This is a genomic window from Marinospirillum sp. (assembly GCF_035271045.1).
Lineage (GTDB): Bacteria > Pseudomonadota > Gammaproteobacteria > Pseudomonadales > Halomonadaceae > Marinospirillum.
The window spans coordinates 236,562-251,530 of the sequence record NZ_DATESC010000030.1; the positions used below are offsets into that span (position 1 = coordinate 236,562).

Below are 14,969 nucleotides of genomic sequence, written 5' to 3' on the forward strand. Positions count from 1 at the left end.
ATAAAAAGAGGGTCACTCTATGGGTAAGCTAGCCTTAGCTGCAAAAATTACACACGTACCATCCATGTACTTATCTGAGCTGGATGGCCCACAAAAAGGTTCTCGTCAGGCTGCTATTGATGGCCACATTGAAATTGGTCGCCGTTGCCGTGAGTTGGGTGTTGATACCATTGTAGTATTCGATACCCATTGGCTGGTGAATGCCAACTACCACATTAACTGTGGTGAGCATTTTAAAGGCGATTACACCAGTAACGAACTGCCGCATTTTATTGCCAATATGAAGTTTGAATACGATGGCAACCCAGAGCTAGGCAAAATTCTAGCCGCTGAATGTAATGCGCAAGGCGTTGAAACTTTAGCGCATGATAAAACCACCCTAGATCCTGAATACGGCACACTGGTTCCTATGCGTTATATGAATGAAGACCGTCACTTTAAGGTTATTTCTGTATCAGCTATGTGTACGGTTCACTACCTAAATGACAGTGCCCGTTTAGGTTGGGCTATGCGTGAAGCTGTTGAAAAACATTACGATGGCAAGGTGGCATTTTTGGCCAGCGGCTCACTTTCGCATCGCTTTGCTCAAAATGGTCAAGCGCCTGATTTTTCCAACAAGGTTTGGAGCCCCTTCCTTGAACGCCTAGACCACAGCGTTGTAAAAATGTGGGAGCAAGGCGAATGGTCAGACTTCTGCGAAATGCTGCCTGAATATGCCGCCAAAGGGCATGGTGAAGGTTTTATGCACGATACTGCCATGTTGCTAGGTGCTTTGGGCTGGTCTGAATACGACCAGAAAGCTGAAGTAGTTACGCCCTACTTTGGTAGCTCGGGTACTGGTCAAATTAACGCTATCTTCCCAGTTTCACCTGTAACGGGTAAAGAAGTGCCTGGCCCACAAGCGTCAGTCACAGCAAACTTTGCACCTGGTTCTAGTCGCCTATAACAGTCAGTTAGTAAGCAGGTCAGCAATGGTTGGCCTGCTTTTTTATGATGAGAAAAAATAATGCCTCAAGTAAGCAACCCTAATAGGCTAATTGTATTACTAGCCGCCCTAGTTGCCTTTGGCCCACTGTCTATAGACATGTATTTGCCTAGCCTGCCTTTAATCGCTTCAGATTTACAAGCAAGCCAAGCCGATATCCAGCTAACCATTAGTGCTTTTTTAGTGGGTCTTTTTTTTGGGATGCTGTTTTATGGCCCGCTTTCAGACAAATTTGGGCGAAGAAAACTATTACTCGGCGGTATTACACTTTATTTAGTAGCCAGCATTGGTTGTTTTTTAGCCACCAGTGCCGAAACTTTAATTCTGGCGCGTTTTCTACAAGCTTTAGGTGCTGCAGCTGCTTCAGTGCTGGCGCGTGCTATCGTCAGAGACCTTTTTCCTATTAATGAAGCGGCAAGAGTGCTGTCGTTAATGCACCTAGTCACCATGATAGCGACTTTAATTGCTCCTTTAATTGGCGGTTATTTAATTCTAATTGCTGGCTGGCGTTCACTGTTTCTTGTGTTGTTTGTGTTTGCCGCTCTGGTTTTGCTTTTTACTAGCTGGAAAATACCAGAAACCCATCACGGTGCTTCTCGTGGTACAAGTATTGCCAGTGTTTTTAAAGCCTACCTACAAATTCTTCTACAGCCCGTAGCGGTTGGCTACATTCTTTGCATGTCGCTCACTTTTGCGGGTATGTTCGCCTTTATTACGGCTTCACCTTTTGTGTATATCGAATATTTTGGTGTATCGCCACAAACTTACGCTTGGCTTTTTAGCTTAAATATTGGCGGCATTATTCTGCTAGTTAGCTTAAATGCACGCTATGTTGGGCGTTTTGGTACACAGCGGTTATTAGTTGCTGGCGCAGGCCTTGCTGCTGCTTCTGGATTATTACTCTTGTTTGCAGGCTTAACAGGAATCGGTGGCTTAACCTTAATTGTAATAGCCATGTTGGGCTTTGTGAGTGTTACCGGTGTGCTGGGTGCTAATTGCATGGCAAGTTTACTAGCAAGCTTTCCAGACCGTGCTGGTGCCGCCGCTGGCATTGCTATAGCTGCTCAATTTGGTTTAGGCGCAATTGCCAGCACTTTGGTTGGTACTTTGCATGATGGAACGCCCATAACCATGTCAATACTGATAGGAATTACTGGCGTAGCTTCCTTCGCTGCATTGGCTCTAACTCGAATAAAATCAATATGTTAGCCTAGTTCATAAAGATAAAATGTATTTGCTATGTTGACAAAGCTTAATATGTTAATTAGATTTGATTAACTTCATTAAAGAGGTAAAGAGATGCCACATTTTATCGTTGAGTACTCAGGCAATTTACATGATCGCCTAGATTTTCAACCGCTATTCCAACAATTGCATGAATACGTTGTTTCTACCGGTGCTTTTCCTCTAGGTGGCGTTCGCAGCCGTGCTATTCGCTGTAATGATTTTCGGGTTGCCGATGGCCGTGAAGACTTTGCGTTTTTAAACCTAAATTTAAAAATTGGTCATGGTCGTGATATGGAACTGAAAAAAACCGTTGCTGAAAATATTTTTAAAATTCTATGCGATTGGATGCAGCCCATTACGGATACAAGCTACTGCCAAATTTCTTTTGAAATGACTGAACTTGACCCTGTACTCAAGTTCAACAAAAACAATATTCACCCTCTTTTTGCAAAATAGTAAAAATAGACTCATTACAATAAAAAGAATATTTGGGAGGTAATTTTAATTTGCAGCAGGAGTTTCACCTAAAACAACACCAATCGACGAAGCTTTAATAAAAAAACCATGCGTTAAATATGTAAGACAATAATAAACGAGCGGAGATACGCCATGAAAGTAATCAATAAATCAATTAAAACCTTTGCAGCAGCAACCCTGCTAACCCTAGGTATGGGTAGTTCAGCGATTGCATCTGCTGCAACAACCCTAGTTGTTGGTACTTGGATGCCACCTAGCAACCCTATGAACACTATTGTTTGGCCTACTTGGGCTGAATGGGTAGAAGAAGCAACGGATGGCCGTGTGAAGGTAAAGATAGAGCACGATTTGGGTCACCCACGTTCTTATTATCAGCTAGTTGAAGACGGTGTAATTAACGCAGGTTGGAGCTTCACTGGCTACCTACCTGGCCGTTTTTCTTTACCACTAGCAGTAGAACAACCCGGTATGGGCGTTAATGCTGAAGCCGCTTCTGTTGCCCTTTGGAAAGTTCACCAAAAGCATTTTGCTAAAGCCAAAGAATACGAAGGCTTAGAGCTTCTGGCTCTTTTAACGCATGGCCCTGGTCAAATTCATAGCCGTGAACCCATTTCTAGCCTAGCCGACTTACGTAATAAACGCATTCGTATTGGTGGTGGTGTGCAATCACAGATTGCTGAACGTATGGGTGTGACGCCTGTTGCAGCACCTGGCCCACAAGTTTATGAGCTACTACAGCAAGGCGTTATTGATGGTGTGTTTATGCCAGCTCAAGAGCAAAGCTCTTTACGTTTGAACGAAGTAGCACCTAACCTAACTTTACTACCTGGTGGCATGTACTTAGGTAGCTTTTCGATGTTTATTGATCCTGTTTTTATGGATTCTTTAGACCCAAAAGATGCTAAAGCGATTCGTAGTGTTTCTGGTGAAAAGCTATCTGCACTTGCCGGTAAAGCTTGGGATATGGCCGATACTGAAGGCTTAAAATATGCCCGTGAAAAAGGTGTGAATGTTGTTGAGCTAGGTCCTAACGACAAGATTACCTTGGAATTCAATCAGCTAATCAAAGGCATGGATGACGCTTGGATTGAAAGTGTTAAGGATAAAAAAGGTGTTGATGCGCGTCAGGCTTTAAAAGACTTGCGTAGCTACGCACACAGCTACAAATCAACAAACTAGGAGTCTAGTCATGTCATTTACTGCCTGGTTAAAGGCGCAATATGACGAGAAGGGGCCAGCCCGTTGGCTGGCCTTTCTACTCGAACTTATCGCTGCGGTTATGTTAATGGCACTAATGTTAGTGACCTGCATTGATGTTATTGGTCGTTATGCATTTAACAACCCGATACCTGGTGCGATTGAATTAACGCAAATGAGTATGGCTATCCTTGTATTTGCCGTCATGCCCATTGTGACTTGGCGTGGTGGACACATAGTGGTTGATTTGCTGGATAGCTATTTAAGCCCAATCGTACTTAAAACTTTGGCATTGCTTTCTGCATTGGTTGTTTCAGTTTCTTTTTACTTTGTTGGTATGCGTATTTTTGAGCTGGGTGCGCGTTCTATTCGTCGTGGTGAAGTAACCGAATTTTTAGGCATTCCTAGTGGGTATTTAGTGCAATACATAGCCATTATGAGCTGGGTTACTGCAGCAGGAATGATTACCTATGGTGTTTATCGTATCTTGTTCCAAGATAAATCTAATTAGAAGCGTAATAAATAGGTAACTCTTATGTCCGTTATGTTGATCGGCTTTGCTGTTCTTCTTTTTATTATTATTGTTGTGCGAATGCCCATTGCCTTCGCAATGGGTATAGTTGGCTTCTTTGGTTTTGCCGTGATGATGGGTTTAGGCTGGGATAACCTTAGCTCTTTTCGGTGGACGGGTGTTTTATCCATGGCAGCCAACCGCGTTGCTGATACGGTGCAAAACTATAGTTTATCCATTATTCCTTTATTTATTTTAATGGGTAACTTGGTTATGCGCTCTGGTTTATCGCATGAACTATACAATGCCTCTAATGCATTTTTAGGCCATCGTAAAGGTGGTTTAGCCATGGCAACGGTGGTTGCTTGTGGTGGTTTTTCTGCTATTAGCGGTTCTAGCTTGGCTACTTCTGCCACCATGGCAAGGGTTGCCATGCCTTCTATGCGTAAATATGGTTACAGCGATTCTTTAGCCTCAGCAACCATTGCAGCTGGTGGTACTTTAGGTATTTTAATTCCACCTAGCGTTATTCTGGTTGTCTATGGCCTGCTAACTGAAACCAGTATTCGCGAGCTTTTTGCGGCAGGTTTAGTGCCGGGCATTATGGGTATTTTTCTTTATATGGCTGCAGTGCGCTGGGTGGTTTGGCGCGATCCTTCTGCCGGCCCTGCTGGTGATAAAATGCCTTGGAAAGAGCGCTTTATCGCTTTAAAAGGTGTTATTGGCATTTTAAGCCTGTTTATGCTGGTTATGGGCGGTATCTACCTTGGTGTTTTTACCCCAACAGAAGCCGCTGGTATAGGCGCAGGTGGTGCTTTTATTATTGCCTTGCTTAGAAAGTCTTTAACTTGGACAACCCTTTTTGAAACGCTTAGTGATACCGTGCGTACAACGGTTATGCTATTTGTAATTATTATTGGCGCATTAATTTTTTCAGATTTTGTTAATCGTGCCGGCTTACCTGATTACCTACTAGAGTTAGTTACTTCAATGGACGTTGCTCCTATAGTTGTTATTCTAGCCATTATGGGTATCTACCTTTTATTGGGTATGATTTTTGAAAGCCTTTCTATGATGCTATTAACCATTCCCATCTTTTACCCTGTGGTTGCTAGCTTAGGGTTTGATTTAGTTTGGTTTGGTATCGCGGTGGTTATCGCTATTGAAATTAGCCTAATCACACCACCTGTTGGCATGAATGTTTTTGTGTTGAGCGCTGTTATTCGAGATATAAAAACGGGCACCATATTTAAAGGTGTAACACCTTTTTGGGTTGTGGATATTATCCGTCTGTTATTAGTGCTATTTATTGCTCAAATAACTCTTTTCTTACCTCAGCTGTTATATCGCTAAGGGTATTTTGGAGGTTAAGATGCTGTCAGATTTTAAAAAAATTCTTTATGTTTCAGATTTAGATCAGGGCGCACGCCCTGCGTTTCGGGCTGCTGTTAGCTTATGTAGTCACTATGAATCTAAGCTTACCTACTTGCACGTACTTGAGTCTGTTTCAGGTACTGCCAGAGGGATTTTAAGCAATATGATGGATAAACAGGAAGTTGAAGAGCTGCTTAAAGAAGGTGTAGCTAAACTAAGGAATAAAGTACAAGACAGGTTAGAGCGCTTCTGTGAACAAGAGCTAAAAGATGACTCTAACTTAAAGCCAGATCAAATTGATGTTAGGGTTGAAGAGGGCACACCTTGGAAAACCATCATAAAAGTTGCTGATGAAATCGATGCTGATGTAATTGTTATGGGAACACGAAAAAACCGTACCCTAGAACAAGTATTCCTTGGCTCGACTGCCTCTAAAACCTTAAGCCACTCCAAACGACCCGTTCTAGTGATTCCTCTCTTTGACTAGCTACTGGCTTTTAGCTAGTTATCATCTGAGCAACCTGCAAGGGTTGCTCATCCCTTACTTTATTATTTACTCGGCTGAAGTTTGCTTAGTTTATTGAGTAGAAGACTTAATTCTACTAGGTTTTCTTCAGTAAATTGCTCGGTTATTTGTTGGTAACGCTCTTCCAAAAGGGGGGCCGTTACTTCAAACATTTCTTTAGCTTTAATGGTTAAAGATATCAATATACGTCGCTGATCATCTGATGAGCGCCTACGCTTAATGTAACCTTGCTGCTCTAGGCGGTTAATAATACCCGTTAAACTAGGGCTTAGAATGCAACATAAATCAGCTAGCTGCTTAGACTCTAGTTCTTTGTGTTCTGCCAAAGCGCGAATAACACGCCACTGTTGTTCAGTTAAGGGAATTTCTTGCAGCACAGGACGAAAGAAGTTCATGGTGACTTCTCGTGCTTTTAACAGCTTAAGTGGCAAGGATTCTTCGTATTTACGCATTTGGACCGTACGCTGGGTGGCTAACATTTAGGATCGCAAAATTTATTAAAGTGATTAGAAAAATATGCTGCTGATTTTAACGACTTAATTTTAATATATAAAGCTTTAATATTATCATTAATCTCAAGTGTGTACTGGCATAGTGAACTTAACCACCTAACTGAACGTACGATCATGCGCCAACGAACAATCTCTATAGTAAGAAATACCAAAATATGGTAGAATTGAAAGGTTATCCAGTCCCATCCAAATACACAACACAAAACTTATAAATGACAATGACTACCACGCCCCTTACTAGAAATGATTGGATCACTGCAGCCACAGACATTCTTACCACTTCAGGTATAGATTTAGTAAGAGTTGATAGTCTCGCCAAACAACTAAAGATTACAAGAGGTAGTTTTTACTACCACTTCAAAAGCCGACAGGATTTACTGCAAGCAATCCTAGATTCTTGGCGACTAAAAGCAACTGAAAATGTAATTAATGGCATCAAGAACAAAGTTGACACTCCAAAAAAACAACTTTCAGAGTTAATGACGTTACCCTTGAAAGGCAAAAAATCATACGAGGCTGCATCCATTGAAGCCTCGTTACGCGTTTGGGCTAGAAGGGATAAAATGGCTAGAGCTGCTGTCGATGAAGTGGACAGTTATCGCCTCAACTTTATTAAAGAACTATTTATAAAAATGGAACACTCGACACAGCAAGCTGAAGATTTAGCTATGCTAGTCTACTCAAATCTTGTAGCAACTTCATTAATCAACACTGGTGACAGCAAAATGAGAAATTTAGAGCGCTCCATCCGCCTTGCAGAGTTTCTTAGTGATAATTGCCCAACTCTAGACTGCAAATTCAGGCACTTATAATCAAAAAAGGCCTTATTAAAAAAGGCCAAGGCAAAACCAAATGTCTAATACTCGGAGGGCTTTTCAATAACAGCCATTGTTACACGAGAACTACAGATTTGTTTCCCATCTTCTGAATATACGTCAACAGCCCAAAACTGGATAGATTTTCCAATTTTTAATGGCCGTGCAATACCTGTAAGAGTGCTACCCGCAAAACCCGGACGCATATGAGATACATTAAGCTCTAAACCTACAGCATGGTACTTTTCTGGGTTAACAACAAATGTAGCAGCCCAAGATGCGAGCGTTTCACAAAAAGCACCTGATGCACCACCATGCAAAAAACCTGCAGGTTGCGTGTTTCGCTTATCTACAAACATTTCCCCTTTTAAATAATCTTTACCAGCATCAGTAATTGTAATACCAATATTTTGATTAAGGCAATCTTTCCCTTGATCATTAACATAGTCTATAGGGAAGGTTTGATTGAACCAGATACTCATTGTTTACTTTCCTTTTTTTTTCCAAATCCCAGATAAGTTTCAATAACACTGGGATCATTTGCAAGTTCGTCAGAAGGACCGCTCATTGTAAAACGCCCCAACTCCATTACATACCCATAATCAGAAATTTTCAATGCAGCCCTAGCATTTTGCTCTATCAAAAGAGTGGACATACCAAGCTCTTTTAAACGACCGAGAATATGGAAAATCTCTTGAGTAATTCTTGGTGCAAGACCTAGGCTAGGCTCATCTAAAATAAGCAGCTTCGGCTGAGCCATTAAAGCGCGACCAACAGCTAACATTTGACGCTCACCGCCTGAAAGGGTTGAAGAGCGCTGCCCTTGCCTTTCTTTAAGCCGAGGAAATAGGCCATAAATTTTTTCTAATTCAGAAAAGTAGTTTTTTTCTCCACGTTTTCGGCGAACATATGCACCTAATTGAAGATTCTCAAGTACCGTCATAGATCCAAACAACTCACGAGTTTCAGGAACTAATGATATGCCTAATCGAACTATAGCTTCGACAGGTACCCTTGAAATATCTTGATCAAAGAACTGAATATTACCACTGGCATATCCTGGGGACTCCATAGAAGCCATCAACCCATTTACTAACGTTGACTTACCAGCACCATTTGGCCCAATTACTGTAACAATTTGCCCCTCAGGAATTTCAAGCGAAAGGTTTTCAATAATATCAGCTTTCCCATATCTAGCGTTGAAATTCGATACCTTTAGGATACTTTTCATTTTATTCTATGCCTCCAAGATAAGCTTCGATAACCTTGGGATTTTCACGAATCTCACTTGGTGTACCGGTCGCTATGGGGGTTCCAAATTCAACTACCAAAATGCGATCAGTGACATTCATAACAAAATCCATATCATGCTCAACTAAAAGTAAGCTCATACCTTCGGACTTAAGCTGTAGCACAAGATCAGCCAGTTCCTCTTTTTCTTTGTGCCTAAGGCCTGCCGCAGGCTCATCAAGAAGTAAAAGCAGTGGGTCTGAGCATAGAGCACGTGCAATTTCAACTACGCGCTGCTTACCTAAAGATAAAGAACCAGCTTCTTGATACATTTCATCTTCAAGACCCACTCTTTTAAGCTGCCTTGAAGCTTCAGCTAATGCACGATCTTCTTCATTTTTATTTAGCTTAAATAAGCTAGCGATAACACCACCCTGCGCAGAAAAACTTCCACGTAAGTACGCGCCTAGAGCAACATTTTCAATAACAGTCATATCAGGAATTAGTTGAACATGTTGAAAAGTTCGTCCAAGTCCACGAGCAACAATCTCACGAGCATGCTCACCCTTAAGTGACTCACCACAAAAGTGGATATCACCTTCTGTTGCAGACAGAGTCCCTGTAACAAGATTAAATGTGGTTGATTTTCCAGCTCCGTTAGGACCTATCAGTCCTAACACTTCACCAGCATCAATATGAAAGCTCAAACCATTAACTGCTACGAGGCCACCAAACCGTTTAACAATACTGTTTACTGTCAATACCCTAGAACCAACTTCTGGTTTTATACGTTTAGTTAACGGAGCAGCATCTGGATTAAACTCAATTTTACGGTTAGGGGGAATAAAATGTTCCACTAAACTCCAAAGCCCATTTCTAGCAAAAATAAGTACTAAAGCAATCATCATGCCAAATATAATCAACTCAATATTCACTTCTATACCAACCAGTGGTACTATGCCTTGAATTAATTCTTTAGATAAAATAAAAGCTGCAGCACCTATAACAGCCCCCCAAACATGTAAAATCCCACCAAGAACAGCCATAAACAAATATTCAATACCACTAACCAAATTAAATGGACTCGGGCTTACTGCTCGTTGCATGTGAGCAAATAACCAGCCACTAACACTGGCTAAGGCAGCAGCATAGAGAAAAATAACCACTTTTTTCCACTGAGTGTTAACACCCATAGCTTCAGCCATTTCAGGCCCATCACGTAATGCTCTAATAGCTCTGCCAGGACGCGAATTAAGTAGGTTATTAACTGACCAAACTGCGAGCAATACAAACAACCATATTAAATAGTAAATTTCTTCACTACTGCGCAACTCAAAACCAAAAAAACTTATTGCTGGCAACCCAAGTAAACCATCATATTGACCAAGCACTTCAAGAGTACCGAATAGATAATAAAGTGAGAGCCCCCAAGCTATAGTGGCAAGCGGCAAAAAGTGTCCAGCCATACGTAGAGTTATCATACCTATAGCTAAAGCACTTATCAGAGTTAAACCCAGTCCAATAAAAAGACCAAACCACGGTGAAACATCCATTGCAGTTGAAAAATAAGCAGTTGTGTAAGCACCTATCCCAACAAATGCAGCCTGACCAAAAGATGTCAAGCCACCTATACCTGTCAGTAACACCAAGCCAAGAGCAACTAAAGAATATAACCCAATATAATTAATTAAAGTTATCCAATAACCAGGCACAGGTAGCAATGGTAAAGCCACCATTATAATTAGAAAAAAACTTGGCAGTATTGGTAAACTAGAAAATACACGTAACTTCATAAATCTTTTCCTGCTCAATGATGATGTTTGCCGTTAAGTGACTGCCATAGCAACACTGGTATAATTAATGTAAACACGATAATTTCTTTATATGTGCTGGCCCAAAAAGCTGAAAAAACCTCAACAATCCCAACCAAAATCGCGCCAAGCGCGGACACCGGAAAGCTGTATAGCCCGCCAATAATGGCTGCGACAAATCCTTTTAGTGCAATAAGAAAGCCTGTGTCGTATGCAATGGTGGCAATTGGAGATATCATTACACCGCAGAGAGCAGCAAGAACAATTCCAAGTGTAAATGCTAGTCGACCAGCTTCATGACTTCCAATCCCAACTAAGTGCGCTCCACGACTATTTACTGCAGTAGCTTGAAGCGCCTTGCCAGTGAGAGATCTTGTAAAGAAAAGCCAAAGTGCTGCAATTAAAACTAAAGTCAGTATTACAATGAATATAGCCTGACCAGTAACAGGTATTCCGAGGAGATTAATGTTTACATCAGTAATTAGTAAAGTTCGAACACCTTCTGGCCCAAACATTAAAAGCCCAAGCCCAAGCAGCGAAAAGTGTATTGCTACTGAAAAGATCAAGAGGATTAGCACAGAGGCCTCTGCGATTGGCTGGTAAAATATGCGATATATCATTCCGCCAAATGGCAACATTAACAGCAAGATCAGAGTTATATCTATTAAAACATTCCCTCTCATCGGCGCATAAAAAGATAAGACGAAGTAAAACACCACTGGAACCACGATAAGCTTTATTGCATCAATCAAGAGCTGCTCGCGTATACGAGTATTCTTACCAATAAAAGCCTGCCATAATAGAGCCATGAATGTTATAAACCCTAGCCCTATTAGTAATAAAACAGTTGCTGGAACATTTCCAGACTGTAACGCTGCCATACTTAATGCGGCAAAGGATAAAAACTCACCAATACCGATAAAAATCACCCGTGTCACAGAAAATATCAACACCATTGAAAAAGCAATTAATGCGTACACTGCAGCAGCAGTCAGTCCATCTTGAACCAAGAATCCGGCAATAAACCAGTCCATATCAAAACTCTCTCAGATATCTTGTTTTTGTTGTTCTGCTCCTTCAAGCAGGCGGACAAAAGCCGAATCAAAGATCCGGCTTTAGGTACTATTTCCTATTCAACTAATGCCCAATTACCATCTTTAACAGTAATTAAAACTGCACCACGCGCATCAAAAGCAGAGCGCTGATTAACACCCCAACTTACAACACCATGACTTACAGCAAGCTCATGCGTATTTTCAATTTTATCGCGTAAAGCATTTCTAAATGCTGGCGTTCCAGGTTTAATAGAGCCATCTATTCGCTTAACAGCATCATTCAATAGTAGGTAGGCATCATATGCATAAGCCGCAAAGTTATTGCGTGACCCCTCTCCATGTCTGCTTTCATATGATTTAACAAATTCAGTTGCCTGCCGCTTAGAAGGATGGTTTTCAGGAAGTAGCTCAGCTACCAACACAGCGCCTGTTGGCAAGATCATACCTTCAGCACTCGATCCAGCTAAGCGCAATACATCTTGATTAGCCATTCCATGTGTTTGATAAATTACTCCCTTAAAACCTCTTTCACGAAGTGTAGACATGGGAAGTACACCAGGGGTGCCACTTGCACCAATTAGCACGGCATCAGGACGCGAACCTAAAACTCTAAGAATTTGCCCGGCAACAGATCTGTCTGAACGAGCATAACGCTCAGTTGCTACCAGTTCCAAACCATGTTTAATTAAATGACGATCAATATCAGCTAACCATGCCTGACCCCAGTTATCACTAAATCCAATGTATGCAAGACGCTTAATACCTTGCTTAGCCATATCTGCGAATAATGACTCTGACATAACTGCAACTGTCTGAGGTAGGGGGAAAGTCCACGGATGTTGGTTTTCAGTTGGAATATAAGGTGCTAAGGAAATAGTTACAGTTTGATTCTCAGCTGCAACTTCTGCTGCTGCAATTGATGTTGGGACAGCTGTTGAGCCAATAATGACATCAACCTTCTCCTGCTCAATTAAACGGCGTGCATTGCGACCTGCAACACCAGGATCGGTCTCATCATCAAGCATAATGTATTCGACTTTCCGGTCACCTAAAGTAGTGGGTAATAGGCTTATTGTATTTCTTTCGGGTATTCCCAGTGATGCAGCCGGACCAGTTGTTGATAGAATAACACCAACCTTAACACTATCACTTGCATGAACATTAATAGCTAGTGCAATAACTGCGCTTGCCAGCGCCCATTTACAGATTTTTTTAATCATTATTTTCTCCTGTTTGGCTTGAAGGTAACAAATTTCAGTTACCAACTTAGGCATCAAAAACTATTAATACCCAAGGTTAAACATACACATATGTATGTGTAAACTATCACCCTACATGATAAGAGTCAATTCGTTTATGTTTTTTAAATTATATTTTAGGTATTTTAAATACCGTAAAAGAAATCAAAGGCATCTAGGCGATATATCACTAATAGAACATAAAAAAAGATTCATTTAAATGCAGTAGCTAAGCGTCTAGAAGAGTGAAGGAAATTCAGGCTAAAAGTTTAAACACGTTGCTGGCTCCTAATTTATAAAAACTAATCGTTAACTATTTTAATTGTAGCCCCTAGGGCTACAATTAAAAAGAACCGAAACTTTTGCTACGAGTACAGCTATTAACTTATTCATGAGCATTAATTTTTCATGAGAATCACAAGAATGCATCAGAATAAAAGTGATCGAGGTTTAGTTTGCAGCGTTCAGAGAAATCCTTACGAGCGCTCTCAATAACGATGGGTGCACCACAAGCATATACCTCATGCAAAGACAGATCGGAATAATCTTCCATAACAGCCAGGTGAACAAAACCTCGGCATCCAACCCAAGAATCGGATGGTTCATCAGATAAAACTGGCGTATAACGAAACCATGGATACTGTTCAGTCCAACTAGTACATAATTCACTCAGATACAAATCACTTTCTTTTCGCCCGCCCCAGTATAAGTGAACAGACTTTGTTTGATTTTTAGCGATTAAAGATTCCATTAGTGCTTTAATCGGAGCAAAACCAGTACCACTTGCAAGGAATATTGCTGGCATTGAATTGTACGGTTCTTCATTATTTCTCAGATAAAAAGAGCCGTAAGGGCCTTCTATAGTTATCATCTGTTTAGGCTGGATTTCTTCAAATATCCAAGGAGTTACTTTTCCACCTGAAACTAGACGAACATGAAACTCTAAGCACCCATCTTCAATTGTTGCTGTAGCCATTGAGTAGCTACGACAACCGACCCCACGAAATGAAAGATCCACATACTGACCAGGTAAATATTTAAACGTACTACCTGGAGCGATGCGGCATGTTAAACGTATAACATCATCTGCAAGCTTCTCTTTACTGACAACCCTAGAAGGAAGCTTCTGAATCGATATACCATCAAATTCAGAAACCTCTGGAGATTCTAAAATAAGATCTGATCTACACCGTGCTTGACAAGTAAGTAAAGTTAATCCTAATCGGTCATTCTCAGATAATTCAACTCCTTGGGGATAAACAACTCTTCCTGAAGAAAGAGTTGTTCGGCAATCACCGCAACGCCCATCACGACAACCATGGTTTAGCATAACTCCCGCTGCTAGTGCATTATCCAGAACACTTTTTTCCGGCTCACACTCAAAGCTCTTTCCTGCTGGGTTAATGGTTACAACATGACTAAGGGACATTATTTAAGCTCCCTTGCTTTTGCCATGGTCAGTGCCAGGTCTTCAATCATGTCTTCTTGTCCACCCACGGTACCGCGACGGCCTAGTTCAACTAAAAGGTCACGAGCAGAGATGCCGTATTTTTCTTCAGCACGCTTAGCGAATAAGAGGAAAGAGGAATAAACACCGGCATAGCCTAGTGTCAGTGAGTTACGGTCGACTCGAACCGGATGATCCATCAGAGGAACAACGAGGTCTTCTGCTACGTCCATAATTTTGAATAGGTCAACACCGGTTTCTACACCCATGCGATCAAGCACTGCACAAAAAACTTCTAGCGGTGTATTACCCGCACCGGCACCTAAACCCGCGACCGAACCATCAATACGGCTAGCACCGGCTTCTATGGCAGCCAATGAGTTAGCAATACCCATACCTAGGTTATGGTGGCCGTGAAAACCCACTTCGATATTTTTAGGTAGTTCTTTACGCAGCAGGCCAATGCGAGCAGTGACATCATCCGGCAGCATATAACCCGCCGAGTCAGTGGCATAAATGCAGTTAGCACCGTATTCAACCATGAGTTTGGCTTGCTCCAGAATT

General features: G+C 41.4%; 16 protein-coding genes. 8 read left to right on the forward strand and 8 right to left on the reverse strand.

Annotated elements, in window-relative coordinates; all coding sequences use genetic code 11:
- Nucleotides 1-19 precede the first annotated feature (19 nt).
- From hpaD to VJY63_RS11775, 7 genes are all read left to right on the forward strand, one after another.
- The gene (hpaD, locus tag VJY63_RS11745; protein ID WP_324051015.1) at nt 20-946 is read left to right on the forward strand and encodes a 3,4-dihydroxyphenylacetate 2,3-dioxygenase; all 927 of its coding nucleotides are present in this window, start codon (nt 20-22) and stop codon (nt 944-946) included.
- Nucleotides 947-1,006: 60 nt separating this feature from the next.
- Nucleotides 1,007-2,194: a Bcr/CflA family multidrug efflux MFS transporter gene (locus VJY63_RS11750; RefSeq protein WP_324051016.1), complete on the forward strand. Its 1,188-nt coding sequence runs from the start codon at nt 1,007-1,009 to the stop codon at nt 2,192-2,194.
- Between the two features lie 90 nt (nt 2,195-2,284).
- The gene (locus VJY63_RS11755; RefSeq protein WP_324051017.1) at nt 2,285-2,668 is read left to right on the forward strand and encodes a 5-carboxymethyl-2-hydroxymuconate Delta-isomerase; all 384 of its coding nucleotides are present in this window, start codon (nt 2,285-2,287) and stop codon (nt 2,666-2,668) included.
- 153 nt (nt 2,669-2,821) lie between these two features.
- Nucleotides 2,822-3,868: a TRAP transporter substrate-binding protein gene (locus VJY63_RS11760; RefSeq protein ID WP_324051018.1), complete on the forward strand. Its 1,047-nt coding sequence runs from the start codon at nt 2,822-2,824 to the stop codon at nt 3,866-3,868.
- Between the two features lie 10 nt (nt 3,869-3,878).
- Nucleotides 3,879-4,397 (forward strand): TRAP transporter small permease, encoded by a 519-nt coding sequence (locus tag VJY63_RS11765; RefSeq protein ID WP_324051019.1) that lies wholly within the window; start codon nt 3,879-3,881, stop codon nt 4,395-4,397.
- Nucleotides 4,398-4,421: 24 nt separating this feature from the next.
- Nucleotides 4,422-5,750, forward strand: a complete 1,329-nt coding sequence (locus VJY63_RS11770; RefSeq protein WP_324051020.1) for a TRAP transporter large permease — start codon at nt 4,422-4,424, stop codon at nt 5,748-5,750.
- A gap of 19 nt (nt 5,751-5,769) precedes the next feature.
- A complete protein-coding gene (locus tag VJY63_RS11775; protein ID WP_027848697.1) occupies nt 5,770-6,258 on the forward strand; it encodes a universal stress protein in 489 nt (162 codons plus the stop codon).
- A 62-nt stretch (nt 6,259-6,320) separates the two neighbouring features.
- Here the strand turns inward: VJY63_RS11775 and hpaR are convergent, their stop codons facing one another.
- Nucleotides 6,321-6,749 (reverse strand): homoprotocatechuate degradation operon regulator HpaR, encoded by a 429-nt coding sequence (hpaR, locus tag VJY63_RS11780; protein WP_324051021.1) that lies wholly within the window; start codon nt 6,747-6,749, stop codon nt 6,321-6,323.
- 272 nt (nt 6,750-7,021) lie between these two features.
- Between hpaR and VJY63_RS11785 the strand changes: the two genes are divergently transcribed.
- Complete coding sequence (locus VJY63_RS11785; protein ID WP_324051022.1) at nt 7,022-7,621, forward strand: TetR/AcrR family transcriptional regulator; 600 nt, start codon at nt 7,022-7,024, stop codon at nt 7,619-7,621.
- A gap of 44 nt (nt 7,622-7,665) precedes the next feature.
- On the opposite strand, the gene VJY63_RS11790 is transcribed toward VJY63_RS11785, so the two are convergent.
- From VJY63_RS11790 to dmpG, 7 genes are all read right to left on the reverse strand, one after another.
- Complete coding sequence (locus tag VJY63_RS11790; protein WP_324051023.1) at nt 7,666-8,106, reverse strand: PaaI family thioesterase; 441 nt, start codon at nt 8,104-8,106, stop codon at nt 7,666-7,668.
- Entirely contained in the window at nt 8,103-8,855 is a 753-nt protein-coding gene (locus VJY63_RS11795; protein WP_324051024.1) for an ABC transporter ATP-binding protein, read from the reverse strand. The genes VJY63_RS11790 and VJY63_RS11795 overlap by 4 nt, the downstream gene beginning before the upstream one ends.
- Nucleotide 8,856: 1 nt before the next feature.
- Nucleotides 8,857-10,647 carry a branched-chain amino acid ABC transporter ATP-binding protein/permease gene (locus VJY63_RS11800; RefSeq protein ID WP_324051025.1) on the reverse strand — a complete coding sequence of 597 codons (1,791 nt, stop codon included), beginning with the start codon at nt 10,645-10,647 and terminating at the stop codon, nt 8,857-8,859.
- Nucleotides 10,648-10,661: 14 nt separating this feature from the next.
- On the reverse strand, nt 10,662-11,699 hold the full coding sequence (locus tag VJY63_RS11805) for a branched-chain amino acid ABC transporter permease (protein WP_324051026.1): 1,038 nt from the start codon (nt 11,697-11,699) through the stop codon (nt 10,662-10,664).
- Between the two features lie 95 nt (nt 11,700-11,794).
- Complete coding sequence (locus tag VJY63_RS11810) at nt 11,795-12,940, reverse strand: ABC transporter substrate-binding protein (RefSeq protein ID WP_324051027.1); 1,146 nt, start codon at nt 12,938-12,940, stop codon at nt 11,795-11,797.
- A 433-nt stretch (nt 12,941-13,373) separates the two neighbouring features.
- Nucleotides 13,374-14,387, reverse strand: a complete 1,014-nt coding sequence (locus VJY63_RS11815) for an FAD-binding oxidoreductase (protein WP_324051028.1) — start codon at nt 14,385-14,387, stop codon at nt 13,374-13,376.
- Nucleotides 14,387-14,969: 4-hydroxy-2-oxovalerate aldolase (dmpG, locus tag VJY63_RS11820; protein WP_324051029.1), on the reverse strand; the 583-nt coding region annotated here is incomplete at its 5' end. The genes dmpG and VJY63_RS11815, both read right to left, overlap by 1 nt.

What these genes read in the sequence shown, in the direction of transcription:
- VJY63_RS11755 (WP_324051017.1), top strand. Translation starts at nt 2,285, where the DNA reads ATGCCACATTTTATCGTTGAGTACTCAGGCAATTTACATGATCGCCTA.
- VJY63_RS11785 (WP_324051022.1), top strand. Translation starts at nt 7,022, where the DNA reads ATGACAATGACTACCACGCCCCTTACTAGAAATGATTGGATCACTGCA.
- VJY63_RS11815 (WP_324051028.1), bottom strand. Translation starts at nt 14,387, where the DNA reads ATGTCCCTTAGTCATGTTGTAACCATTAACCCAGCAGGAAAGAGCTTT.
- VJY63_RS11750 (WP_324051016.1), top strand. Translation starts at nt 1,007, where the DNA reads ATGCCTCAAGTAAGCAACCCTAATAGGCTAATTGTATTACTAGCCGCC.
- VJY63_RS11765 (WP_324051019.1), top strand. Translation starts at nt 3,879, where the DNA reads ATGTCATTTACTGCCTGGTTAAAGGCGCAATATGACGAGAAGGGGCCA.
- VJY63_RS11790 (WP_324051023.1), bottom strand. Translation starts at nt 8,106, where the DNA reads ATGAGTATCTGGTTCAATCAAACCTTCCCTATAGACTATGTTAATGAT.
- VJY63_RS11805 (WP_324051026.1), bottom strand. Translation starts at nt 11,699, where the DNA reads ATGGACTGGTTTATTGCCGGATTCTTGGTTCAAGATGGACTGACTGCT.
- hpaD (WP_324051015.1), top strand. Translation starts at nt 20, where the DNA reads ATGGGTAAGCTAGCCTTAGCTGCAAAAATTACACACGTACCATCCATG.
- VJY63_RS11775 (WP_027848697.1), top strand. Translation starts at nt 5,770, where the DNA reads ATGCTGTCAGATTTTAAAAAAATTCTTTATGTTTCAGATTTAGATCAG.
- hpaR (WP_324051021.1), bottom strand. Translation starts at nt 6,749, where the DNA reads ATGCGTAAATACGAAGAATCCTTGCCACTTAAGCTGTTAAAAGCACGA.
- VJY63_RS11800 (WP_324051025.1), bottom strand. Translation starts at nt 10,647, where the DNA reads ATGAAGTTACGTGTATTTTCTAGTTTACCAATACTGCCAAGTTTTTTT.
- VJY63_RS11795 (WP_324051024.1), bottom strand. Translation starts at nt 8,855, where the DNA reads ATGAAAAGTATCCTAAAGGTATCGAATTTCAACGCTAGATATGGGAAA.
- VJY63_RS11810 (WP_324051027.1), bottom strand. Translation starts at nt 12,940, where the DNA reads ATGATTAAAAAAATCTGTAAATGGGCGCTGGCAAGCGCAGTTATTGCA.
- VJY63_RS11760 (WP_324051018.1), top strand. Translation starts at nt 2,822, where the DNA reads ATGAAAGTAATCAATAAATCAATTAAAACCTTTGCAGCAGCAACCCTG.
- VJY63_RS11770 (WP_324051020.1), top strand. Translation starts at nt 4,422, where the DNA reads ATGTCCGTTATGTTGATCGGCTTTGCTGTTCTTCTTTTTATTATTATT.